The sequence below is a fragment of the uncultured Granulicatella sp. genome, from assembly GCF_963516875.1.
Classification (GTDB): Bacteria; Bacillota; Bacilli; order Lactobacillales; family Aerococcaceae; genus Granulicatella.
Genome location: NZ_CAUQCL010000001.1, coordinates 68,129 through 91,966, shown reverse-complemented (window position 1 = coordinate 91,966; position 23,838 = coordinate 68,129). Strand labels below are relative to the sequence as shown.

At 31.8% G+C, this 23,838-nt stretch carries 24 protein-coding genes; 17 read left to right on the top strand and 7 right to left on the bottom strand.

Annotated elements, in window-relative coordinates; translation table 11 throughout:
* Positions 1–249: 249 nt before the first annotated feature.
* Both RWM24_RS00400 and RWM24_RS00395 read right to left on the bottom strand, forming a co-directional pair.
* Positions 250–591 (bottom strand): DUF3899 domain-containing protein, encoded by a 342-nt coding sequence (locus tag RWM24_RS00400; RefSeq protein WP_314110530.1) that lies wholly within the window; start codon positions 589–591, stop codon positions 250–252.
* A gap of 14 nt (positions 592–605) precedes the next feature.
* Positions 606–884: a DUF4305 domain-containing protein gene (locus tag RWM24_RS00395; protein WP_314110529.1), complete on the bottom strand. Its 279-nt coding sequence runs from the start codon at positions 882–884 to the stop codon at positions 606–608.
* Between the two features lie 158 nt (positions 885–1,042).
* Here RWM24_RS00395 and groES point away from each other — a divergent pair, with 158 nt between their 5' ends.
* The 8 genes from groES (at position 1,043) to RWM24_RS00355 (ending at position 8,933) form a co-directional block, all read left to right on the top strand.
* The gene (groES, locus tag RWM24_RS00390) at positions 1,043–1,312 is read left to right on the top strand and encodes a co-chaperone GroES (protein ID WP_006703485.1); all 270 of its coding nucleotides are present in this window, start codon (positions 1,043–1,045) and stop codon (positions 1,310–1,312) included.
* A gap of 19 nt (positions 1,313–1,331) precedes the next feature.
* Positions 1,332–2,951: a chaperonin GroEL gene (gene groL / locus RWM24_RS00385; protein WP_314110527.1), complete on the top strand. Its 1,620-nt coding sequence runs from the start codon at positions 1,332–1,334 to the stop codon at positions 2,949–2,951.
* 367 nt (positions 2,952–3,318) lie between these two features.
* Positions 3,319–3,849 carry an ECF transporter S component gene (locus RWM24_RS00380; RefSeq protein WP_390890836.1) on the top strand — a complete coding sequence of 177 codons (531 nt, stop codon included), beginning with the start codon at positions 3,319–3,321 and terminating at the stop codon, positions 3,847–3,849.
* 2 nt (positions 3,850–3,851) lie between these two features.
* Complete coding sequence (locus RWM24_RS00375) at positions 3,852–4,373, top strand: transcription repressor NadR (RefSeq protein WP_314110525.1); 522 nt, start codon at positions 3,852–3,854, stop codon at positions 4,371–4,373.
* A 453-nt stretch (positions 4,374–4,826) separates the two neighbouring features.
* The gene (locus RWM24_RS00370; RefSeq protein ID WP_314110523.1) at positions 4,827–5,462 is read left to right on the top strand and encodes a TetR/AcrR family transcriptional regulator; all 636 of its coding nucleotides are present in this window, start codon (positions 4,827–4,829) and stop codon (positions 5,460–5,462) included.
* Positions 5,463–5,636: 174 nt separating this feature from the next.
* Positions 5,637–6,377, top strand: coding sequence for an ABC transporter permease (locus RWM24_RS00365; protein ID WP_314110521.1), 741 nt, complete (start codon positions 5,637–5,639; stop codon positions 6,375–6,377).
* Positions 6,378–6,509: 132 nt separating this feature from the next.
* A complete protein-coding gene (locus tag RWM24_RS00360) occupies positions 6,510–7,238 on the top strand; it encodes an ATP-binding cassette domain-containing protein (protein ID WP_314110519.1) in 729 nt (242 codons plus the stop codon).
* Positions 7,239–7,250: 12 nt separating this feature from the next.
* Positions 7,251–8,933, top strand: a complete 1,683-nt coding sequence (locus RWM24_RS00355) for an ABC transporter ATP-binding protein (protein ID WP_314110517.1) — start codon at positions 7,251–7,253, stop codon at positions 8,931–8,933.
* A 90-nt stretch (positions 8,934–9,023) separates the two neighbouring features.
* Here RWM24_RS00355 and RWM24_RS00350 read toward each other — a convergent pair whose 3' ends face one another.
* Positions 9,024–9,740, bottom strand: coding sequence for an SMI1/KNR4 family protein (locus RWM24_RS00350; RefSeq protein ID WP_314110515.1), 717 nt, complete (start codon positions 9,738–9,740; stop codon positions 9,024–9,026).
* A gap of 140 nt (positions 9,741–9,880) precedes the next feature.
* On the opposite strand from RWM24_RS00350, the gene RWM24_RS00345 reads away from it, so the two are divergent.
* The 7 genes from RWM24_RS00345 (at position 9,881) to RWM24_RS00315 (ending at position 15,371) form a co-directional block, all read left to right on the top strand.
* Positions 9,881–10,438, top strand: a complete 558-nt coding sequence (locus RWM24_RS00345; RefSeq protein WP_314110513.1) for a LemA family protein — start codon at positions 9,881–9,883, stop codon at positions 10,436–10,438.
* Positions 10,439–10,459: 21 nt separating this feature from the next.
* Positions 10,460–11,356 carry a zinc metalloprotease HtpX gene (gene htpX / locus RWM24_RS00340; RefSeq protein WP_314110511.1) on the top strand — a complete coding sequence of 299 codons (897 nt, stop codon included), beginning with the start codon at positions 10,460–10,462 and terminating at the stop codon, positions 11,354–11,356.
* A gap of 165 nt (positions 11,357–11,521) precedes the next feature.
* Positions 11,522–12,283, top strand: a complete 762-nt coding sequence (locus tag RWM24_RS00335; protein WP_314110509.1) for a hypothetical protein — start codon at positions 11,522–11,524, stop codon at positions 12,281–12,283.
* Positions 12,284–12,368: 85 nt separating this feature from the next.
* Positions 12,369–13,391 (top strand): lipoate--protein ligase, encoded by a 1,023-nt coding sequence (locus tag RWM24_RS00330; RefSeq protein WP_314110506.1) that lies wholly within the window; start codon positions 12,369–12,371, stop codon positions 13,389–13,391.
* Between the two features lie 117 nt (positions 13,392–13,508).
* On the top strand, positions 13,509–14,171 hold the full coding sequence (locus RWM24_RS00325; protein WP_314110504.1) for an adaptor protein MecA: 663 nt from the start codon (positions 13,509–13,511) through the stop codon (positions 14,169–14,171).
* 75 nt (positions 14,172–14,246) lie between these two features.
* Positions 14,247–14,996 (top strand): NADPH-dependent oxidoreductase, encoded by a 750-nt coding sequence (locus tag RWM24_RS00320; RefSeq protein WP_314110502.1) that lies wholly within the window; start codon positions 14,247–14,249, stop codon positions 14,994–14,996.
* Positions 14,997–15,059: 63 nt separating this feature from the next.
* On the top strand, positions 15,060–15,371 hold the full coding sequence (locus tag RWM24_RS00315) for a hypothetical protein (protein ID WP_314110500.1): 312 nt from the start codon (positions 15,060–15,062) through the stop codon (positions 15,369–15,371).
* Positions 15,372–15,432: 61 nt separating this feature from the next.
* On the opposite strand, the gene thrC is transcribed toward RWM24_RS00315, so the two are convergent.
* Positions 15,433–16,926, bottom strand: coding sequence for a threonine synthase (gene thrC, locus RWM24_RS00310; RefSeq protein ID WP_314110497.1), 1,494 nt, complete (start codon positions 16,924–16,926; stop codon positions 15,433–15,435).
* Positions 16,927–17,056: 130 nt separating this feature from the next.
* Positions 17,057–17,599 (bottom strand): biotin transporter BioY, encoded by a 543-nt coding sequence (locus tag RWM24_RS00305; RefSeq protein ID WP_314110495.1) that lies wholly within the window; start codon positions 17,597–17,599, stop codon positions 17,057–17,059.
* 195 nt (positions 17,600–17,794) lie between these two features.
* On the opposite strand from RWM24_RS00305, the gene RWM24_RS00300 reads away from it, so the two are divergent.
* On the top strand, positions 17,795–19,534 hold the full coding sequence (locus RWM24_RS00300; RefSeq protein WP_314110493.1) for an ABC transporter ATP-binding protein: 1,740 nt from the start codon (positions 17,795–17,797) through the stop codon (positions 19,532–19,534).
* On the top strand, positions 19,524–21,332 hold the full coding sequence (locus RWM24_RS00295) for an ABC transporter ATP-binding protein (protein WP_314110492.1): 1,809 nt from the start codon (positions 19,524–19,526) through the stop codon (positions 21,330–21,332). The genes RWM24_RS00300 and RWM24_RS00295 overlap by 11 nt, the downstream gene beginning before the upstream one ends.
* A gap of 373 nt (positions 21,333–21,705) precedes the next feature.
* Here the strand turns inward: RWM24_RS00295 and RWM24_RS00290 are convergent, their stop codons facing one another.
* Both RWM24_RS00290 and RWM24_RS00285 read right to left on the bottom strand, forming a co-directional pair.
* Positions 21,706–22,359, bottom strand: a complete 654-nt coding sequence (locus RWM24_RS00290) for a PD-(D/E)XK nuclease family transposase (protein ID WP_314110490.1) — start codon at positions 22,357–22,359, stop codon at positions 21,706–21,708.
* 234 nt (positions 22,360–22,593) lie between these two features.
* A complete protein-coding gene (locus RWM24_RS00285) occupies positions 22,594–23,619 on the bottom strand; it encodes a PDDEXK nuclease domain-containing protein (protein ID WP_314110488.1) in 1,026 nt (341 codons plus the stop codon).
* Positions 23,620–23,838: the final 219 nt, after the last annotated feature.

Below are 23,838 nucleotides of genomic sequence, written 5' to 3'. Positions count from 1 at the left end.
ACGACGGCAGCAAACAGCTTTGCTGTTTCATGCCTAAAAATTGAGCCTTGGTCTCAATTTTTCGTGTGATATAATCAGCAGTGGCTGATTATATCACTAGTATTACTATGCAAAGTCTTTTCTGTTTAGACGTATATTTATGAGAGGGCGTTTGAGAGATAGACTTTGCTATTTTGGATGAAAAATTTTTTCTACGTAAGTACAAAAAAGTGACGTGCTGTTGTTGCAGGTGTCACTTTTTTTCGTTGATTAATTAAAAATTGTTGGAAATGTTAGTAGAATTGAAATAATCCATAACATTGCAAAAGTCCATAAACAAAATTGAATAATAGACTGATATGATTTTTTCTTTTGTGGAACATACCCTTTTTTCTTTGAACGAAAACTATAAAGGAAAAAATCAAAGTTTCCAGATTGAATCACTAATAAAGTTAAGCCAATAATTAAAAAAGGGAAACTTAATAGTGTTAAACTATTTCCAATATACACAAAATCAAAAATTATTTTTTTAGTTAAACTTGCATAAATGATAACGAGTATTGTAAGGATAATTGTAGTTCCTAGTGCATGTAAAAAGAGTCGTTTATTCAATTGGATAACCTCTCTTATTCTTTTGAAGAATCAGAATCTTCATCTTCTGTTTCCATAAAAGTAAAATTCTTTTCAATTAGCTCTGAGGCTTCGTTGATTAGTTTTCTCATAGCAATATAAGATTGTAACATTCGAATCGCATTTGAAATACTAAATGTGGCAAAAACACAACAAAAAATTGTCGAAAATTCCCAACCACGAATGGGAAGTAATTGTTCTGCTAAAAAAATAAAGAAACATGCAATAAAAATTTCAATTATAAAATGTACAAAAAACTGTTGTTTACTAATCATTAAAGAACCTCCCCATTATTAATCTTTAAAAAAATCTTACAAGATTATAGAGAATTTTTCAAGTAATTTTTCTTGATTTTTTTTGACCAAATGAGTACTATAGTAATGTGGTTAGCACTTAAGGATAAAGAGTGCTAAAAAATCAAGGAGGAATGATTATGTTAAAACCGTTAAAAGATCGTGTTGTTATTCAAATGGTAGAACAAGAAGAAAAAACAGCTGGAGGGTTGTTTTTACCAACTGCAGCACAAGAAAAATTACAATTTGCGACAGTATTAGCTGTTAGTGAATTTACAGAAGAAAAAGATCGTCAAGTTCAAGTAGGAGACCGTGTTGTCTTTGAAAAATATACAGGAACTGAAGTTAAATTAGATGGTCAAGAATATATTATTGTAAAAGAACAAGATATTATTGCAATTGTACAATAAGAAAGTGAGGAACTGAAAGATGGTAAAAGATATTAAGTTTTCAGAAGATGCAAGAGCATCAATGCTACGTGGAGTAGATATTTTAGCAAATACAGTAAAAGTAACTTTAGGGCCTAAAGGTCGTAATGTTGTATTAGAAAAAGCATTTGGTTCACCATTAATTACAAATGATGGGGTAACAATTGCAAAAGAAATTGAATTAGAAGATCATTTTGAAAATATGGGAGCTAAATTAGTCGCAGAAGTAGCTTCTAAAACAAATGATATTGCAGGTGATGGAACAACAACTGCAACAGTTTTGACACAAGCAATTGTTCGTGAAGGATTAAAGAATGTTACTGCAGGAGCAAATCCTGTAGGCATTCGTCGTGGTATTGAATTAGCGACACGTGCTGCTGTAGAAGAGTTACACAAAATTTCTCGTCCTGTAGAATCAAAAGAAGCGATTGCGCAAGTAGCAGCTATTTCTTCAGGTTCTCAAGAAGTCGGTAGTTTAATTGCAGAAGCAATGGAAAAAGTAGGTAACGATGGCGTCATTACAATTGAAGAATCTAAAGGAATTGAAACAGAATTAGATGTTGTAGAAGGAATGCAATTTGATCGTGGCTACTTATCTCAATATATGGTAACAGATAATGATAAAATGGTTGCTCATTTAGATAATCCATTTATTTTAATTACAGATAAAAAAGTTTCTAATATTCAAGAAATTATTCCATTATTAGAACAAATTGTTCAACAAGGTCGTGCATTATTAATTATTGCAGATGATGTAGATGGAGAAGCATTACCAACATTAGTTTTAAATAAATTACGTGGAACATTCAATGTAGTAGCGGTTAAAGCTCCTGGATTTGGTGACCGTCGTAAAGCAATGTTAGAAGATATTGCTGTATTAACAGGTGCTCAAGTCATTACAGAAGATTTAGGCTTAGAATTAAAAGATGCTACTTTAGCACAATTGGGTACAGCTGGAAAAGTAGTTGTTTCTAAAGATAATACAACAATTGTTGAAGGAGCAGGTTCAAAAGAATTAATTGCGAATCGTGTAGCTTTAATTCGTTCTCAAGCACAAGATACAACAAGTGATTTTGATCGTGAAAAATTGCAAGAACGTTTAGCAAAATTATCAGGGGGAGTAGCTGTCATTAAAGTAGGTGCTGCAACTGAAACAGAATTAAAAGAGAAAAAATTACGTATTGAAGATGCTCTAAATGCCACACGTGCTGCTGTTGAAGAAGGAATCGTTTCTGGTGGTGGAACTGCGCTAGTGAATGTTCAAAAAACAGTAGATGCATTAGAATTAGAAGGTGACGAAGCAACTGGAGCGAAAATTGTTTCTCGTTCATTAGAAGAACCACTTCGTCAAATTGCAACAAATGCTGGCTTAGAAGGTTCTGTAATTGTGGCTCATTTGAAAGCTCAAGAATTAGGAATTGGATATAATGCAGCAAGTGATGAATGGGTAAATATGATTGAAGCAGGAATTGTAGACCCTACTAAAGTAACTCGTTCAGCTTTACAAAATGCAGCATCTGTATCTGCTTTATTATTAACAACAGAAGCAGTTGTGGCTGATAAATCTATTCCAGCTGCACCAGCAATGCCTGGAATGGATCCAGGAATGGGTATGATGTAATTGTATAAACTATAAACTAGACTTCTCTGAAGTAGCTAGGACGCAAGCAGCCTCGCGAAAGCGAGTCTCATTGCTAAAAATTGAGCCTAAGGTCTCAATTTTTCCGGTGATAAAATCTGCAGTAGCAGTTTTTATCACTCGAGCTACTGCGAGAAGTCTGTTTATTATGAACGTGTGGTTATGAGTGAACGTATAAAATCAAGACTTCTCTGAAAGTAGCAAAGTGAACGTAACTGGGCGTGAGCTACTTCGGGAAGTCTTTTTTCATTTTTATGAAAAAATTCTCTCATTTTCATAAAAAAACATTGAATTCTGTAAAGTTATGGTATACACTACTGTATATACAGTAGAAAAGGGGATATTTTCAATGAAAAAGAATAGATTTTTAACGTTCACAGCTTTACTAACAGCAATTGCGATTGTTGTTCCAATTATAATGCCATTTAAAATTGTCATTCCACCGGCATCTTATACTTTAGGAAGCCACGTAGCTATTTTTATTGCGATGTTTCTTTCTCCATGGATGACAGTATTTGTTGTATTAGGTTCTACCATTGGTTTCTTCCTAGCAGGATTCCCATTTATTATCGTTTTGCGAGCATTTTCTCATATTTTATTTGGAACTTTAGGAGCTCTTTATTTGAGAAAGTTCCCTAATATATTAGAAAATAAAAAATCTTCATGGATTTTTAATATTGTTTTAGCAATTATTCATGCCATTGGTGAAGTTTTTGTATGTTTTGTCTTTTATAGTGTGACAGGTCAAGATCTTCAAAAATTATTGTATGTCTTATTTGTCTTAGTTGGGGTTGGTACGATTATTCATAGTATGGTAGACTATGTAATAGCGATTGGTATTTATCGTTCATTAAAGAAAATCCATAAGAGAGAGGGTTAATAGTGACCATTACACGTCGAAAGAAATTATTGACTTTATTAAAAGAATCTTCATCAGCGATTAACGGACAGCAATTAGCGGATCATTTTCATGTGACAAGACAAATTATTGTTCAGGATATTGCCATTTTACGTGCAGATGGGGAAGAAATTATTTCAACAAATCGAGGATATATTCATTCTGCTTCTAAGCAACCGCAACAAATGCATCGTTTGTTTAAAGTGAAACATACGATTGATGATATTGAAGATGAGTTAGTTGCTATTGTTGATAATGGTGGAAGAGTAAAAACCGTGTTAGTAGATCATCCTGTTTATGGGGAAATTCAAACATTATTGAAAATGACTTGTCGTAGAGATATTGTTCATTTTATGAAGCAAGTGGAGGAAACGAAGTTTCGCCCTTTGTCTGAGATTACTGATGGGGTTCATTATCATTTAGTGGAAGCTGATACGAAGCAAGATTTAGATGAGATTGAAAGAGCTTTGAGAAAGTTGGGGTTTTTAATCGACGACTCTTTATAAATTTTGTATAGACTTTCTGTCATAGTAGTAGAAGACGCAAGCAGCCTCGCAAAAGCGAGTCTCATTGCTAAAAATTGAGCCTAGGGTCTCAATTTTTCTTGTGATAAAATCTACGGTGCAGTTTTTATCACTGGTACTACTATAGAAAGTCTAACTTATTGGACGTGTATTTATGAGGGAGCGTATAGAATTTAGACTTTCTGTTATAGTAGTAATCGACGCCAGCAAACCTTCGGTTTCACTGGACTACTATAGAAAGTCTTATTTTTTTGCTCATTTTTTGAACTGAATTTAAAAAGTTAAATTGAGAAAATATACTTTCAAAGAGTTATTTAAACAGATATAAATAATTGCTGCTGACATATTAGAGAAAATAATAGTGTGCTTGACAATGTAAATTTGGTTCATTATAATACGAGTTACATACCGTCGGTATGGAAAAGAGGTGTTATAATGGCAAGGAATAGAAATCCGGAAGAAACAAGAAGAAAAATATTAGAAGTTTCTAAAGAATTATTTTTAGAAAAAGGATTTGATAATACATCAATACAGGATATAATCGATGGATTAGGTGGATTAACAAAAGGTGTTATTTATCATCATTTTGAGTCAAAAAATGAAATATTGCAATCAATCATTAGTGAAAATAATCAAAAAATTTTAAATTATAATTGGAGAGGAGAAACAGGATTAGAAAAAATACAAAATTCTTTAATGGATTCTTTTTCAAATTTTGAACAACAAAGGCTTGTATACTCAGCTTCAATTATGTTAAGAAGTCCACGTTTGTTAGGTGAACAGTATCTAAATATATTTTCTGATTTTTTACCAGGGATTAGAGAAAAAGTTTTTGAAGGTGTTAAAGATAAATCAATTAAAACAGAATATCCTGAAGAGCTAGCTGATTTGATTGTTTTAACTTTGAATATTTGGATTGGGTTCCAAATTTCTATTTATTCAGTAGAGGAATTAAAGAGTAAAATGAATTTCATTAAACTAACTTTTGAAGGTCTGGGAGTGCAGTTGATTACTGATGAAATGATGCAAGTAATTTTCAAATTATTTGATCACTTAAAAAACAGTAAATAAGTTTTACATATAGATATTTTTTTAAATACCATACTATAGCTATGGTATTTAAAATTCTATTATACATACCTTTAGTATGTTTATTTTTTAAAATTTTTACATACCATGAGTATGTAAAGTGCTTTTAGAATAGTGTAATTAATATAAACAAAATTTTTTTGGAGGGAAAAGTCTATGTTGTCACTTATAAAAATTGAAATAAATAAAGTTTCAAAAGTTAAATTATTTTTAGCTTGGTTGATTACCATATTTATAGTATCAGGTATTACAGGAATTATAATTATGGGTCTAGGTACGGATAATAAATTGGGAGAATTCGTTGGTCAGAGTATTAATGATTTTAGAGGTACAAGTAAATGGGAAGGTTGGGCAGTTGCAGCGTCATTGTTTTCATCTTTATTTACAAAAGCAGCGTTTTTAATTTTTGAATCTTATTTATTGTCTACTATTATTATTGATGAATTTAAACGAAGAACAATTCTTCAGTTGTTTGCTTATCCTATTTCGAAAATAAAATTACTATGGGGGAAAGTGTTATCAGTAATCCTACTATCATTTATTACTCATTTTACTGCACATATTGTTATTCAATTATTTATTAAATTAATGGCATTTTTAACAGGGGAAAATTATATTCCATTAACGAATCATTTGATTAATTTAGTCGGAATTACATTTGGAACAGTATTAGTCGGTTTAATTCCTTTTGTTTTAGGAATGATTAAGTATTCAACTCCTATAACAATGCTTTCAGGTCTTGGTTTAGCAGCACTACTTTCTAATGTAACTCCTGGAAGTTTAACGAATAATTTTGTTGATAACGTATTTTTTTTAGTATTTGCTAGTTTTATAAGTTTAATGATTGTTTCATTTTCAATTTATATGATTTCAAAAAAAGATATTAATATCGAGTAGTATAGCTAAGTTTATTGAAGTGAGAGGATTTTTCTCAAATAAAAGAATGAATAAAAAGGGAACCTTTGTAATTTATATAACTGAGGGAAAATGACTCACTTTGAAACCGTATATTGAAAGAGAGGGATAGAAATGGAAAATATTGTTGAAATAAAAGAACTTTTTAAAACAATAGATAAGGAAGAAATTTTGAGTGATATTAACCTTCAAATTGCTGAAGGAGAAATCTATGGTTTTTTAGGACCTAATGGTGCTGGAAAGACAACGTTAATGAAATGCATGTTATCTTTATTAACGATTACGTCAGGTAGTATTGAAATTTTCGGGAAAAATTTACAAGAATGTAGAGAGGAAATTTTAAGTCAGGTTGGTAGTATTATTGAAACACCAATATTTTATGAAGACCGTACTGCAAAAGAAATTTTAGAAATTCACGCTCAATACATGGGAAAGAATATTACCGAATTAGACATAATAAGTGCCTTAAAAATGGTCGGATTAAAAAATACGACAAAAAAAGTAAAAGAATTTTCGTTGGGAATGAGACAAAGGCTAGGTTTAGCTCGTGCTTTTTTAACGAAACCCAGATTATTAATTTTAGATGAACCAATTAATGGTTTGGATCCGGTAGGGATTCAAGAGATTCGAAATCTTTTATTGTCACTTTCAAAAGAATATGGAATTACAATATTAATATCAAGTCATATTTTATCGGAAATTTCTCAGATTGCAGATAAGATTGGTGTTATCAAAAATGGATCAATGATTGAACAGGTCTATATGAAAGATCTGATACAAGAAAATATCGATTTAGAAGAATATTTTATGTCACATTTTCTAAGTAAAAATCAAGAATTATGAGGCAGATTAAGAATGAAACAATTAATAAAGAACCATCAGACGGCTTTCTATGCTTTCATGATTTTTAATATACTTGTTCCTTTAACTAATATTGCTTTTGCTTATTCTATTAAAGGAATTATTGATAGTGGAATGTCTAAAAATAAAGAAGATTTAACTCAAGCAATACTTGTGGGATCTGTTGTTATATTCATCTATGCTGGTCTTAATTTTATATCCTCTCGATTGAGAAATAAGCTGGTTAGAAAAATTATGGCAAGATATAAAAACAAGGTGTTCCAATCTATTTTAGATAGAGATTATAGAGAATTTTCTAAGGAAACATCAGGGAAATTTATTTCAATTTTGACTGAAAACATGAAAAAAATTGAACAGGATTACTTGTACCAGTTTTTTCATATTTCAAAAAATCTTTCCTTAATGATTTTTTCACTAATAGCTATGTTTATAGGTAATTGGTTTTTAACATTATTAGTTATTATTGCCAGTATTATTCCTATGATGATTACAGGATTTATTGGACAAAGGTCAGCCCGTCTTCAAAATAGTGCTATGATTGCAGAACAGAAATATTTAGCCAAGGTTAAAGATATTATAGCAGGCTTTCTAGTTATTAAAAGTTTTAATGTGAAAGAGATTATCTATCAGGATTATAGTCATGAAAGTGAAAACTTGGATGAGGTATATTTAAAAAAAGGGAAGTTTGATATTTTAGCTAATATTATTTCTCAGCTTTCAGGAATGATTGTTTTTTTAGTAGCCTTTGGAGGAGGAATGTATCTTGTTTTTAATGATTATACTTCTATTGGGAGTGTAACAGCTATTGTTCAATTAGTTAATTTTGTAGTAATGCCACTAAATGAGATTGGTGTAGGAATAAGTAAATTCCGTGAAGGGCAGGTAACACTAGAAGCTTTCGAGGTACACGAAGTAACAGAATGTCAAAAGGGAAAAACAAAAGAATATTTTGATGAAGTGATTACATTTTCAAATGTTGATTTTTCTTATCCAAATGCTAAAGAAAGGATTTTTATTAATCTATCTTTGAAGATTCAAAAGGGAGAAAAAATTGCTATTGTAGGTAGGTCAGGAAGTGGGAAATCAACTTTACTTAATCTATTGTTGCGTTTTTATGATGTAACTAATGGAGATATCTCAATTGATAATGAAGATTTACAAGCTATTTCAATGGAGAGTCTTTATAATTTAATGACAGTTGTTCAGCAAGATGTTTATATTTTTAATGATACTTTAAAAGCAAATATTACTCTTAATCAATCATTTACTGAACATGATATAAAACAAGCTGTACAGCAGTCTGGTTTAGACAGTTATGTATTAAAGAATGATTTAGGTCTACAAGCTTTGTGTGGAGAAAATGGATCAAACCTATCTGGAGGACAAAAACAGAGACTTAGTATTGCACGTGCTTTAATTCGAAAAACGCCAATTTTATTATTAGATGAAGCTACCTCATCTTTAGATAATCAAGTGACTGCTGAGATTGAAAATTCAATTTTGAAAATTCAAGATTTGACAGCTCTTGTTGTTACGCATAAGTTGAATGAGCCTATTTTGAAAAAATACGATAGAATTCTTTTTATGAAAGACGGGAGGATTGTTGAAGATGGCTCTTTTGATGACTTGATGGATCGAGAAGGTGAATTTTATAAGATGTTTAAGTTTAGTGAGTAATCATACTAAATTAAATCAGATTTACTTAGAATAAAATTGAGAAAAGCAAAAAAACAAGGCTTACTGAATGGTAAGTCTTGCTTTTTTCTATCAGTTATTCGTTGATTTGTGTTGAATCAATTTATAAGCGGGGGAGTTTTCTAATTCTTGTTTTCGGTATTCAAGTAAAAAATCGAGTGCTTCTTGGGCAATGGAAGAAATTGGAGTATTTTGCTCTAAGCCTTTAGCAATCCAGTAAATATAGCTATTAAAATCCTCTTCTTCTTCAATTTCTAATAAGCTTTGAAAGTTTTCAGGATGGAATAATCCCAATTGTTGCGTTCTAGTATGTTTGGTAATCCAATGACGGTGGTCAAAATCAACGATTTCAATATGAGATTGGAGAGAATTAATTAAGTCCTCAAAAGAAGAAGCAATTGTTAACCATTGATCCATCTCTACATCTATGAGGCGAATGCTAGGTTCTTTTCCTTTTTCAAGATAATCAAAACAATAGTAAACAGATTCATCTTTAAAAAAGGGAATAAAGTAATCAGGAAGTCCCGTCTCTTTAGGGGAAAAACAGTCATCCAATATACTTATCCAATTTCCTTGTTCTAATCCTGCAACGCCATTTAAGAGAGTATAGTCTAAGCCGAAACGAGTCGGTTCAATTGTGTCAATTCTCGAATCAAGAAAATAACCTGCTCCTTCATTTTGAATCCATTGGAGATAAGTTTCAGGTAAGTCTCCAATAGTCCAATGATGATGGATAGGAGTTGAAAGTTCTAGTGATGTTTTGGTATAAGGATTTTGAATGAGTGCCATGGTTCCTCCAAAAATAGGTCTAAAGTATGAGGTAAGTAATACTAAATATGATAAAATATGCTCAATCAATCGATAAAAGTTTTCAAAACTAATTCGATTTGTTACAATTAACTGTATAAAATATAAAGGAGTGTGTCAATATGACATTATGGATTATTTTAGGAATTATTGCAGTAGTCGTTATCTGGGCTGTATCTGCATATAATGGCTTAGTAAAATTAAAAAACTGGGTTAGCGAAGCAGCAGCTCAAATTGATGTTCAATTAGGAAGAAGAAATGATTTAATTCCGAACCTTGTAGAAACTGTAAAAGGTTATGCAAAACATGAACAAGAAACACTTTCTCAAGTGATTGCAATGAGAAATCAATTAACAAATATGGGAAGTAATACTTCTGTTCAAGAAAAAATGGATGTTTCAAATCAATTAAGTGGAACATTAAAAACAATTTTTGCACTTTCAGAAAGCTATCCTGATTTAAAAGCAAATACAAACTTTATCCAATTACAAGAAGAATTAACAAATACAGAAAATAAAATTGCATATTCTCGTCAATTATATAATTCAAGTGTGGCACAATATAACATTAAAATTCAAATGATTCCAAATAATATTATTGCAAATATTGGTGGATTTACAAAAGAAGCAATGTTAGAAATTCCAGCGGAAGAACGTGCTGTGCCAAAAGTTCAATTCTAAAATTGGACGTAGGTGAAGAAGATGATGTATGAACAAATCGCTGCCAATAAAAGAAAAACTTGGGTGGTAGTCGGATTCTATCTCATATTATTTTTACTGGTAGGTATTGCTCTAGGTTACACCTTAATCGATAATGCTATTGCAGGAATGGTTATTGCACTAGTTTCAGGTGGATTGTATACAATGATGATGATGAGTCAATCAACAGATGTTGTGATGCGATTAAATCATGCGACTGAAGTGACCGAATACCATGAAGCACCACAATTATGGCATATTGTGGAAGATATGGCGATGATTGCAAAAGTTCCAAGACCAAGAATATTTGTAATTCAAGATGATTCTCCGAATGCATTTGCAACTGGAAGTTCTCCTGAAAAAGCAGCGGTTGCTGTAACGACAGGTTTATTACAACGTTTGAATCGTGAGGAATTAGAAGGAGTTTTAGCTCATGAATTTGCTCATATTCGAAATTATGATGTAAGGTTGCAAACCATTGCGATTGCGCTTGGCGCAGTAATTGCTATTTTAGTACAATTTGGAAGTCGTATGATGTTTTTTGGACGATCTTCGAGACGTTCAAAAGATGAGGATAATGGAATTGCAGCGATTATGATGGTGATTTCCATTTTAGCAATGATTTTAGGGCCATTTATGTCTACGATTTTACAATTAGCAATTTCAAGAAATCGTGAATATTTAGCAGACGCTACAGCAGTAGAATTTACTAGAAATCCTCAGGGATTAATTTCAGCACTTGAAAAAATTTCTCAAGCTCCAGCGATGGAAGAAGCTGATCCTCAAAGTGCAGCATTATATATTGCTAATCCTTTTAAAAAGGGAAATGAAGAGAAAGATTCTTGGTTTGCAACACATCCTGCAACAAGTAATCGTATTAAACGTTTAAGAGAAATGTAGGATAAAGACAATTGAAGTTTTATTGAGAAAGGCTTCAATTGTCTTTATTTCATTTTTGTTACAAAGAAAAAGCTTTCACATGGAATTTGTAATGAAATAAATATACATAAACAGGGATTTTTCCCCTATAATAGTAATGTGGAATAAGTATAAGGGAGGAGTTTTGTGATGCAATCAATTTATGTACATTTGGATTCGATTTCGAATCATGTATTAAGTAGTTCAGTGAACTTTCAACCAGCAGTATTGACACAAAACGAAGTTCCTAAAAATTTATTATTATTAAAGGGACGTTCTCCATTAGCAACTTATGATGATTATACAGGATTTTATTATATAAAAGATGAGAAGAAGATTATTGCCTTTTTAGAAGAAATTCAAAATAGTGCGACAGAATATAATTGGATTGATTTTGAATCATTAGAATTTCTACATCAATTAACACCTCAAGAAATTGCAGACTTATTGTATATTTCGCATGCGAATACACACTTGCATTCTCCGTTTTTTTATAAATTACAAAATAATTTTATCTTTTTAAATTTAGGGCAAGAATTTACAAAAGTGTATTATCGTAAGATGGATGATTTTTATCGACAATTAGCTGCTCAATTGATGAATAAGATGAGCGAGGAAATGACTCGCTTAAGTAGACGTTTATTTTTCAATCAAGAGAAAAAGGCTGTAGAATTACCGGTAGAATTATTGAAAGAGCTAGTAACTTATTTTAAAGTCGGTATGATATTTTCAACAGAAAGAATTACAAAGGATATGAAATCCTACACGATTCCATTATATATTGCAGAAGATCGATATCATGTAATGGAAAATGTGTATATTAAGGAAAATTTATTTGGTCAACTCATGTATCATGAAGAAAATAGTTGGTCATTAGAGATTTATAAACGAAAAACAGAAATTTTATAGAACGTTCTTGAAAGAAGTGGCTTACTTTCTTTAAGAACGTTTTTTTGATAAAATACTAATAGTAAATTAGAAAAGAGGTTAGGTTATGTATTATGTAAAAAATCAAAGAAATGGTAAAGAAATTTATGATGCAACGACTAACTTAGCAATTGAATATTTCTTATTAAATGAGAAAAAATTAGATGAGCCGATTTTGTTATTTTATGTAAATGAAAATGCGATTATTATTGGGAAAAATCAAAATACGTATGAAGAAGTGAATCAAGATGGAGTTGATTCATTAGGAGTTCAAGTAGTTCGTCGTTTCTCTGGTGGTGGAGCTGTTTATCATGACATGGGAAATATTTGTTTCTGCTTTATTACAGAAGATGATGGAGATAGTTTCCGTGATTTTGGGAAATTTACAGAGCCTGTTATTCGTGCGCTACATAAAATGGGGGCAACTGGTGCTGAACTTCAAGGAAGAAATGATTTACTTATTGATGGGAAGAAATTCTCTGGGAATGCAATGTACTCAAATAATGGTCGTTTAACAGCTCATGGAACATTGATGCTTGATGTCGATGTGACGATTTTACCGCAATTATTACGTCCAAAAGCTGATAAAATTGCATCAAAAGGAATTAAATCTGTTCGTTCACGTGTTACAAATATTAAACCTTATTTGGCTGAAGAATTCCAAGATTTAGATATTTTACAATTTAGAGAAGTGTTATTAAAAAATATTTACGAAGTGGAAGATACTTCATTGATTAAAGAATATGTTTTAACAGAAGACGATTGGGAAAAAATTGAAGTATTGAGAAAGACATACTTTAATAATCCTGATTGGAATTATGGAAAAAATCCAAAATTTGCGTTAACACAATCAAAACGTACGACTGCTGGACAAATTGAATTCCACTTAAATGTTGAACAAAACCATATTAAAGAAATAAAAATTAATGGAGATTTCTTCGGTCTTGGAGAAATTAGTGATGTAGAAGAAAAATTAACAGGAATTGAATATCAACGAGATGCAGTTTCAACAGTATTCGAGTCGATTGATGTTCGTAAATATTTTGGAAATGTTACTGCTGAAGAATTAGTAGAGTTATTATTGAGCTAATACGAATAGTAGAAAAGGGGATATTACTTTACATTCTATGAAAATTCGTTACAATAATACTATTCTGTTAAAAATAATCAATGAATTTTTAAATGTAATGTAAGTGAGGTGAATATTATGGAAATGGAACGTATTAATGATGATACTATTTTAGTAAGAATTGAAAATGAGGATTTACAGGAACGTGGTACATCTGTTCCAGAACTTTTAGCCAATCCTGGAGAAATAGAAGAATTTTTCCATAGTATTTTAGTTGAGATGGATGTTATTGATCAATTTGAAGATTCTGAAGGTATGAGTTTCCAAGTAATGCCGAATCCTGAAGGAATTGAATTATATGTGACAAAATATGTTGAAAAAGCAGATATAGAAGCAGATAGTGAACGTTTTGTTCGAAATTTAGTGGATACAATTCAACATTCTTTAGGGCATCGAATTGGGAAACCGAAAAAAGAGAAAAAAGTTGAAATTCCTGTCAAAAAAGAACAGACAATGGAGCCGCTTGATTGTACAGTATTTTTTGATACATTTGAAGACTTTGTCCAATTAGCAAAAATGTACCCATATAATGTACAGCAATCATCCTTATATCGATATAGTAATTACTATTTCCTTCATGTCTATCAAGATGTTTTTGGAGGAGAAGATTTTACTGCTGATTTAGCACTTTTAAGAGAATTTGGAGAATTTTCAAGAGTATCTTGGGAAGTTATTCAAGAATATGGCGAAGTAATGATAAAAGATAAAGCGATTGAAACAGCTAAAAAATATTTTAAATAATTAGTATAGTGGGAGTGAGCAAAAACAAGTTCTGTTATTTGCTGACTCCACTATTTATATAAAGGGGTAAAAATCATGAATGAAACGATTCAAATACAATTAAATCACCGCTCTATTCGAGCGTTTAAGGATCAAGCCTTAACAAAAGAAGAAGTGGAATTATTAGTCAATGTAGCTAGACATACCGCTACAAGTAAATTTATGCAAGCTTATTCGATTATTAGTATTACAGATCCAACATTAAAAGCAGCATTTGCAGAGATTTCTAAACAACCTTATGTTGAAAAAAATGGGCATTTATTTTTATTTGTAGTGGATTATCATCGTAATGTTCAATTAACAAAAGCGCAAGATAGACCAGCAAAATTACAAGGAACAGCAGATTATTTTATCGCAGGATTAACAGATGCAACGATTGCTGCTCAAAATATGGTAGTAGCTGCTGAGTCATTAGGAATGGGCACTGTATTTTTAGGAAGTTTACATAATGATGCTAAGCGTATTATCGATTTACTAGGATTGCCAGAATATACATTCCCAGCAGTTGGTTTAGCAGTAGGTTGGCCAAATCAAGAGCCTCAATTAAAACCTCGCTTGCCAAAAGAAGTGATGCATATGGAAAATCACTATCAAGCATTAGAAAATCCATTAAAAGACATTGAAGCGTATGATGAAGAAATTACAGGATACTATGATACAAGAGATTTAAATAATCGAGTGGATCGATTCAGCAAACAAGTTTCGGATAAAATGGAAACATTACCTCCAAAAAGATTAGCATTATTAGAACTGATTCAACAACAAGGATTTTTGAAAGAACAATAATATAAATTTTTTGAAGAACTTATTCTATTAACTATAAAATTTACTGAAGAAAAGAGGATAATAATGGATATTAAAGATTTTACCGAACGTGAACAAAAACAAATTAATGCGGGATTAACAACTTCTGTCATTACGGATAAAGAAGCGTCTAAAAAAATTCTTGAATTAGTACCAAGTGAATGGATTAAGAAAATTCCATTTTTAGTGAGAGCACATGCTACAACAAGAACTGTAGCAAGAGTAGCAAAACAGTACCCAGAACTTTATGCAGTAGCAAAACAAGAAGGACCTTTACCTGAAAAGGAAAGAGAAGAATTAAGAGAAATTATGACAAATATTTTTGCAGAAAAAATGAATAAGCATAAAATTAAATAAAATGATATTTTACTAAATAAAAATACCAGCCATGAATGAAAATGGCTGGTATTTTTTGACTTTAAATATTTAAACTGTCATATACAGATTGTTTCATTTCTGAAATTTCAAGTACTCTTGTGTGACGGATTTCAGCTTCTAATACACTTGTTACTGCTAGAGGAATTTCTACTCCGCTTAATTGATGAACTTCTTCAATTAATTGTTGATCATTTAAAGCAGTAAAGTCAGAGTCTTTTACAGCCGATACAACACTTTGAGGGAATTTGTATGGACTTGCTGTTGAGACAATGACTGTAGGAGTGTTGTCTTTTGTTTCTTGTTGATATTTATTATAAGCACATTGAGCTACAGCTGTATGTGGATCTAATAAATAGTTTTCTTTTGATAAAACAGATTCAATCGTTTGTGCTGTTTCTTCTTGGCTAGCACGAGCAGCATAAAACTCTTCGTATGAGTTTAACACGTCTTTTTCGATATGATACTGACCGTTATTCGTTAATGAATCCATCAATGCTTTCGTTTCTTCGGCATTGCTTCCAGTCATTTCGAAAATTAGTCGTTCTAAGTTACTTGAAACTAAAATATCCATACTTGGTGAACTTGTTACTTCGAATTTTCTTTGACGATTGTATGTTCCTGTATGGAAGAAGTCTACTAATACATCATTTTCATTTGAAGCGCAGACTAATGTTTGAATTGGAACACCTAATTGTTTTGCATAATATGCTGCTAAAATGTTTCCGAAGTTTCCAGTTGGAACGACAACATTCATAGCTTCACCAATTTTAAGTGCGCCTTGTTTTACTAATTGTGCATACGCATAAACATAATACACTACTTGAGGGCATAAACGACCAATATTGATAGAGTTAGCGGAAGAAAGTTGGAATCCTGTTTCTGCTAATGTTTGGTTTAAGTCGGCATCATTAAATAGTTTTTTCACCATTGTTTGAGCATCATCAAAGTTTCCTTTAACACCATAAACAAATGTATTATCTCCAGCTTGAGTCACCATTTGACGTTCTTGAATCGTACTTACGCCACCTTTTGGATAGAAGACAATAATTTTTGTATGCGGTACATCTGAAAATCCTGCTAAGGCAGCTTTTCCTGTATCTCCAGAAGTAGCGGTTAAAATGACGATATCTTTATCTTGTTGATTTTTCTTAGCGGCAGTTGTTAATAAATACGGCAAGATTGATAAAGCCATATCTTTAAAGGCAATTGTACGTCCATGGAATAATTCCATAATGTAGGCATTACCAACTTTTTTAACAGGAGCAATGGCTGGATCGTCAAAAGTTGTGTCATATGCAGAGTGAATACAATGTTGTAATTCTTCATCGGAAAAATCAGTTAAAAATGCTTTTAAAATAGGGAATGCAATTTCTTGATAAGATTGATCTTGCAATGTTTCCCAGTTTAATGATAATTGTGGCATTGTCGTTGGAACGTATAACCCTCCATCTTCAGCAATCCCTTTTAAAATTGCTTGAGAAGCTGTTACACGATTGTTTTTATCTCGAGTACTAATATAGTGTAATTCTGTCACAAGTTATCCTCCTTTTTCTCTTCTAATGCTTTGTATTTTACCATAAGTTTTTCCATGTGCCTACTAAGTTGAATAAAAGAGAATCTATAAAAAAAGAGGTTAGAATTTTACATCCTAACCTCACAAAAAATTATGCTTCCTGTCTAAAATAAGGTTTGTTTTTTAAACTCTTTAATAATAATAGTCCGAAGATTGTTGTGAAACTGATTTTAATCAAATCTGGCAAAATAAATGGAAGTACTACGAGATTGATAGCTTTTGAAAAATCAGCATGTGTAATCAGAATAAATCCAATCAATCCACCAATAAATAGGGCAACTTCTCCTAAAAGATTCGCTACAAATAGACGAACTGCATTTTGTTTTCTTTGTGCAATAATTGAAGTGACGAATGCACGAACTGGGAAGAACACTAAAAAACCAGCAGTAGGTCCAAAGAAAGCTTGAAATCCACCTTTTCCACCAGCGAAAACAGGTAGCCCAATAGCACCTAATAATAAATAAAGTACAATAGCAAGTGTGGCTTCTTTTGGACGATAGATAGTAGCAACTAATCCAATGGCTAAGGTTTGCAGCGTAATGGGAATTGGCCCTAAAGGAATTTGAAAGGGTGACAATGCTGCCACTAATGCTGCTCCCAATGCGATTAATGTTAAAGAATATGTTTTGTTCATAATTGTTAACCTCCTAAATCTGTTTATGTTAACAATATAAAAGAGTTTAGAGAGACTGTCAAGAATTTTTTCGGAAAATCATAGTTTTTTTGAGTAGAAGATCTCTATATTCATTTTGATATTATTTGAAAAACCCTATGAACATTGTTAGAATAGATACAATACTTTTTATGAAATGGAAAGAGGAGTGAAAGGATGTTAAAGAAAATAGTTCCCTATTTTTCAAAATATAAATATTTCCCGTTTTTAGCATTTTTATCCATTTTAGTGGAAGTTGTCTGTGAAGTTGGGCAACCAATTATTATGTTAAAAATTATTGACGAAGGAATTCCAAATCGAGATACTACTATGATTTTATGGTATGGAATTTTAATGATTATCGTTGCAATGATTTCCCTTGGGGCAGGGGTGTTAGGTGCAAAATTTGCATCTATTGCAGGAACCGGTGTTGCAAGTGAATTAAGAAGTGCGCAAATGAAGAAAATTCAAGAATTTTCATTTAAGAATTTGGATTTCTTTTCAAATGCGTCTTTAATTACACGTATGACGAGTGATGTGACAAATGTTCAAAATACAGCGATTATGACGATGCGTATTTTAGCACGTGCACCAATGATGTTCTTATTTGCATTCTTCTTTGCAGTATCATTGAATGCACAATTGTCATTAGTCTTTGTAGTGGCTGTTCCATTTTTAGTAGTGAGTTTAGCTCTTATTATTTCAACAGCATTTCCTCGTTTTAGATTATTACAACAAGCAACAGATGGTATTAACCGCATTCTTCAAGAAAATTTTATTGGAATTCGAGTAGTAAAATCCTTTGTTCGTGAGCCTTTCGAACGTGTGAAGTTTGGTGTTGAAAATACAAACTTTAAAACACGTGCTTTACATGCGATGTATGTCATCGTATGGAATAACCCTATCATGCAATTAACGGTATACGCTTGTACAATTGCTGTGATGTGGTTTGGTGGAAAATTTGTAATGCATGGTGAAATGACGACTGGAGAATTAATTAGTTTCATTTCATATATTACACAAATTTTAATGTCCTTAATGATGATTTCCTTTGTTTTTGTCATGTTAACAATGACAAAAGCTTCAATGGATCGTATTTTTGAAGTGATTGAAACAGAAGTGGATATTGTAGAACCTGAGCAAGTGATTCCAACAGAAATTACTCGTGGCGATATTGAGTTTGATCATGTTCATTTCTCATACGGAAAAGATCAACAAGAAGAAGTGTTAAATGATATTCATTTTTCAGTGAAAAGTGGACAAGTTCTTGGAATTATTGGGCCAACCGGTTCTGGTAAAACATCACTAGTTCAGTTAATTCCTCGATTGTATGATGCAACGGCGGGAAGTGTTCGAGTTGCAGGTAAAGATGTTCGTGAGTATGCCTTTTCTGATTTAAGAAGCCAAGTAGCGATGGTTCTTCAAAAGAACACACTGTTTTCTGGAACGATTCGAGAAAACTTATTATGGGGAAATCCTCATGCAACTGAAGAAGAAATGATTCAAGTAGCTAAATATGCTCAGGCTCATAATTTTATTATGGAGATGCCAGATGGATATGATACAAAAGTAGAACAAGGAGGAAGAAATTTCTCTGGAGGTCAAAAACAACGTTTATGTATTGCAAGAGCGATGTTGAGAAAACCAGCTGTTTTAATTTTAGATGATTCAACTTCTGCGGTGGATACAACAACAGATTCATTAATTCGAGAAGCGTTCTTTAATCATTTACCAGATACAACTGTTATTATAATTGCTCAAAGAATTTCTTCTATCCAAGGTGCAGATAAGATTGTTGTATTAGAAGATGGAAAAATGAACGGAATCGGAACACATGAATCATTAATGGAAACAAATGAATTGTATCGGGAAATTTATGAAACTCAAATGGAAGGAGCGAAAGTAGATGAGTGCTAAAAAAATCGGACAAAAACGTCCTGAAAATTTAAAGCAAACATTAGCCGACTTATGGAGCTATTTATGGAAAAGTAAGTGGAGTCTTTTCGCAGTTCTTCTATTAATTATGTTAGGAAGTGCCGCTGGGATTGTCGGGACTTACTTTATTCGTCCATTAATTAATGATTTTATTGCGACAAAAGATGTTGCAGGTCTAGCCAAAATGCTAGGAGTCATTGGAGTGATTTATATCATTGGGGCGATTGCGAATTATTTCTCTGGTAAAATTATGATTACGATTGGTCAACAAACCATTGAAACAATGAGAAAAGATTTATTTGACCATATTCAAACATTGCCGATTCGTTTTTTTGATACGAATAAGCATGGAGATTTAATGTCGCGCTTTACAAATGATTTCGAAAATATTCAACAAGCCTTTAATAATAGTATGTTGATGATTGTTAGTTCTTTATTACAATTAGTGCTAACGTTTGTTATGATGATTATTTTATCTCCTATTTTAACAGGAATGTTAATCATTATGGTCTTTATTATGTTTGCAATTGTAAGATTCGTAGCAGGTCGTTCTGGAAAATTCTTTGCTGAACAACAAAAAGTTTTAGGACAAGTGAATGGATTTGTGGAAGAACATATTGAAGGGCAAAAAGTTGTTAAAGTGTTCAATCATGAAACATTAGTGTTAAAAGAATTTGAAACTTTAAATTCTCAATTAAGAGAAGCAGCAAATCAAGCACAATTTAATTCAAATATTATGTTTCCTATTTTAGGGAATATTAGTTATATTAATTATGCTTTAACCGCTTCTGTTGGTGGATATTTAGTTGTATTCCAAGGGATGGATGTTGGGGCTTTAGCTTCATTTTTACAATATTCAAGAACATTTGCACAACCATTAGCTCAAATGTCACAACAAACAAATGTCTTATTGGCTGCAATGGCTGGGGCTGAACGAATTTTTGCGATTTTGAAAGAAAAATCTGAATTAGATGAAGGAACTGTGACATTAGATCAAACAGATTCAAAACAATGGTATTGGGTTAAAGGAGACGAAAGAATCCCTGTTGTTGGAAATATTCAATTGAATGAAGTGGACTTTGGGTATGTTCCAGATGTACCGATTTTGAAAAAAATCAATGTTTGGGCCGAACCAGGTTTGAAAGTAGCTTTTGTTGGTGCAACAGGTGCTGGGAAAACTACGATTACAAATTTAATTAATCGTTTTTATGAAATCGATAATGGGGAAATTACGTTTGATTCAATCCCGATTACGGAAATTAAGAAAGATGATTTACGTAAAACAATTTCGATTGTATTACAAGATACTCACTTATTTACTGGCTCAATTGCGGATAATATTCGTTATGGGAATTTAGAGGCAAGTGATGATGAAGTGGTGAAAGCTGCAAAATTGGCGAATGCACATGGATTTATTAAACGTCTACCTCATGGTTATCAAACTGAGATTACTGGTGATGGGGAAGGTCTTTCTCAAGGTCAAAGACAGTTATTAGCGATTGCTAGGGCAGCAGTGGCCAATCCGAAGGTTTTAATTTTGGATGAAGCGACTAGTTCGATTGATAGTCATACGGAAGCATTGATTAGTAAAGGGATGGATCAATTGATGGAGGGTAGAACTTCATTTGTAATTGCCCATCGTTTATCAACGATTCGTAATGCGGATGTGATTATGGTTATGGATCATGGTGAGATTATTGAGCGTGGGAACCATGAGAGTTTAATGGAAAAACAAGGCGTGTACTATCAATTGTATACGGGGCAGCTTGATTTAGACTGAAATAGAAGAAATATGACTTTTCTGATGTAGCATAGGACGGCAGCAAACAGCTTTGCTGTTTCATGCCTAAAAATTGAGCCTAGGGTCTCAATTTTTCCTGTCCTATAAGCCTGCGTGGCTTATAGGACTATTGCTACGGCAAAAAGTTAATTTCTTTGGACGTGTGTTTATGAGAGTACGTAAATGAGATAGACTTTGCTATATAGTAGCTGGGGACGGCAGCAAACCTTCGGTCTCATTGCTAGAGCTACTATGCAAAGTCTTTTTGGATGATAGGAGAGTTTTTGGTGTTTTATGGATAAAAAGGGCAGGCGTTATTACAGCTGCCCTTTTTATCGAATCGTTATCATATTGTTTTACTGTAAAATGACTATTACTCTTTTCTTTCTTCAAGTGTTTTTCGAATTTGTTCGGCTTGTTTTAGGAGAGGGTCTGGTGCTTGTGTAAATGGGTTATTAGTGAACAATTCAATCCAACGTACTTTACTGTAATCTTGTGTATATTCTGTATGATATTTATCCAATTCTAAAAATTTCATTTCAGTAAGATTTTGTGGTTCATCGAATCCTTTGAAATCTACTTTTAGTGATTCGTTTGAAGCATTACTTAATAAAGTAAATGAATGAAACATTCTTTTATCATCGAAACATTGTTTTTGTGTGATGTAAATAGTGTAAAATGGTAGTACTTCATTGACAAAGTACATTGGATTAAGTTCTTTTGCTTCAAATAACTCTTTATTTTTAGTGAAATAGTTTGAAAGATATAAATAATAGGATTCGTTAATATTAACTTCCTCCACTATTTGAATTTCTATTATCATTTCGGATCCACTGGCTAATTGTGCTAAGGCAGTGATACTTGCTTTATTATGATCCAGATTCTCAAAAGGATTCAGTAATTTTACTTCATGAACGGGTAGTTCTAGTATATCACTCATAAATTGTGCAGTTATTTCAGGATTACTGAAAACTTTCTGTGCTAGGACATGTGTCATTGTTTGTGCTTGGTTCGTACGTTTTTCCATCGGATAACATCCTCTCTATTTTATTTTTGAAGAAGAATACTAGTAAATCATTTTTAGTATTGTCTCTTCACTTATAGATATGAAAAAAATTTCAAAAAAAATTTTTTTATGGTAACTTTTTTAGAAAAATTAAGTCGGGATGTTCACTTTATTTTTTGGGTTTTACTATTTGTATTCCCGTAATCGTCCCTTATTTTTTGAATAAGTAGCTTTCAATTTTTATTTAACGCTAGTTTATTTCCCGTTATAATCTCTTAACACTTTCTCAACTTGTTCCTCAAGTACCTCTCTATCTGGAATATACAAAGTGTATTTAGATGCAAATATTTGATTAGATAAATTCCCAAGAGCATATTCTGCTTGAATACTATCCTTATCGGTACAAAGGATAATTCCAATTGGTTCATGATCCGTTTCATCGTTTACTTCTGTTTTGTAGTAGTTCAGATACATATTGAGTTGTCCAACTGCTTCTGGCATTAGTTTTCCTGTTTTTAATTCAATCAAAACATAACTTTTTAATAGTTTGTTGTAAAATACCATATCCACATAATAATGAGTGTTTCCAAGTGTTATTCTTTGTTGTGTTCCAACATACATAAAGCCTTTGCCTAGTTCAAGTAAGAATTTTTCAATATGAATCATTAAAGATTTTTCTAAATCACTTTCCATTACAAGCTTTTCTTCAGGTAATCCTAAAAATTCAAATACATAAGGATCTTTTACAATATCACTTGCCTTATTAATTTCATTTCCTTTTAGAGCTAAGTCTAATACTTTTTCTTTATTCTCATCTCCTGATGAAAGTAGTAACCTTTCAAAAAGGGAGGTTTTTATTTGTCGTTTCAACTCTCTTACCGACCAATTTGCTTGAACGCTTTCTTTTTCGTAAAAACTTCTTTTCTTTTCATCACTGACAGATAGTAATTCACAATAATGTGACCAACTTAATTTTCCAGACACTGTCTGGAAAATTGGGAAACTTAAATAAAAATTTCTCATATTAAATAAGTTAGATTTTGAAAATCCTTTGCCATATTCTTTTGTGAGTTTCTTTGATAAATCTGCTATTAATTGTTTTCCATACTCAGCTCTATTTAAGTTTTTCTGTTCATCTTCTACGATAATTCTTCCAATTTCCCAATATGTTTGAATCAAAATATTATTTACTTCTCTGGATACCTTATTCCTTGCTTGATTCATTAATTGTTTAATATTGTTATAAACATCTTGATGAATGTTATCTATTTCATGCTTCATTTAGTTTCACCTCTTTTAGATTTTGTATTTTTATCTGTTCTTTCATTTTTATCATCCCTTAATTTTATTTTGAATACAACTATTGTCTCTTCACTTATAGATACGAAAAAATTTTCGAAAAATATTTTTTATTACGAGAAATATGCCTTTTCAATAAAAATGTAACTACTTTCAATCTATTTAAATTTATGATAGGATAAAAAAAGATTAGGAGGTTTT

Coding starts and splice junctions, on each gene's coding strand:
- RWM24_RS00395 (WP_314110529.1), bottom strand. CDS start 884: ATGATTAGTAAACAACAGTTTTTTGTACATTTTATAATTGAAATTTTT.
- groES (WP_006703485.1), top strand. CDS start 1,043: ATGTTAAAACCGTTAAAAGATCGTGTTGTTATTCAAATGGTAGAACAA.
- groL (WP_314110527.1), top strand. CDS start 1,332: ATGGTAAAAGATATTAAGTTTTCAGAAGATGCAAGAGCATCAATGCTA.
- RWM24_RS00380 (WP_390890836.1), top strand. CDS start 3,319: ATGAAAAAGAATAGATTTTTAACGTTCACAGCTTTACTAACAGCAATT.
- RWM24_RS00370 (WP_314110523.1), top strand. CDS start 4,827: ATGGCAAGGAATAGAAATCCGGAAGAAACAAGAAGAAAAATATTAGAA.
- RWM24_RS00365 (WP_314110521.1), top strand. CDS start 5,637: ATGTTGTCACTTATAAAAATTGAAATAAATAAAGTTTCAAAAGTTAAA.
- RWM24_RS00360 (WP_314110519.1), top strand. CDS start 6,510: ATGGAAAATATTGTTGAAATAAAAGAACTTTTTAAAACAATAGATAAG.
- RWM24_RS00355 (WP_314110517.1), top strand. CDS start 7,251: ATGAAACAATTAATAAAGAACCATCAGACGGCTTTCTATGCTTTCATG.
- RWM24_RS00350 (WP_314110515.1), bottom strand. CDS start 9,740: ATGGCACTCATTCAAAATCCTTATACCAAAACATCACTAGAACTTTCA.
- RWM24_RS00345 (WP_314110513.1), top strand. CDS start 9,881: ATGACATTATGGATTATTTTAGGAATTATTGCAGTAGTCGTTATCTGG.
- htpX (WP_314110511.1), top strand. CDS start 10,460: ATGATGTATGAACAAATCGCTGCCAATAAAAGAAAAACTTGGGTGGTA.
- RWM24_RS00330 (WP_314110506.1), top strand. CDS start 12,369: ATGTATTATGTAAAAAATCAAAGAAATGGTAAAGAAATTTATGATGCA.
- RWM24_RS00325 (WP_314110504.1), top strand. CDS start 13,509: ATGGAAATGGAACGTATTAATGATGATACTATTTTAGTAAGAATTGAA.
- RWM24_RS00320 (WP_314110502.1), top strand. CDS start 14,247: ATGAATGAAACGATTCAAATACAATTAAATCACCGCTCTATTCGAGCG.
- RWM24_RS00315 (WP_314110500.1), top strand. CDS start 15,060: ATGGATATTAAAGATTTTACCGAACGTGAACAAAAACAAATTAATGCG.
- RWM24_RS00305 (WP_314110495.1), bottom strand. CDS start 17,599: ATGAACAAAACATATTCTTTAACATTAATCGCATTGGGAGCAGCATTA.
- RWM24_RS00300 (WP_314110493.1), top strand. CDS start 17,795: ATGTTAAAGAAAATAGTTCCCTATTTTTCAAAATATAAATATTTCCCG.
- RWM24_RS00295 (WP_314110492.1), top strand. CDS start 19,524: ATGAGTGCTAAAAAAATCGGACAAAAACGTCCTGAAAATTTAAAGCAA.
- RWM24_RS00290 (WP_314110490.1), bottom strand. CDS start 22,359: ATGGAAAAACGTACGAACCAAGCACAAACAATGACACATGTCCTAGCA.
- RWM24_RS00285 (WP_314110488.1), bottom strand. CDS start 23,619: ATGAAGCATGAAATAGATAACATTCATCAAGATGTTTATAACAATATT.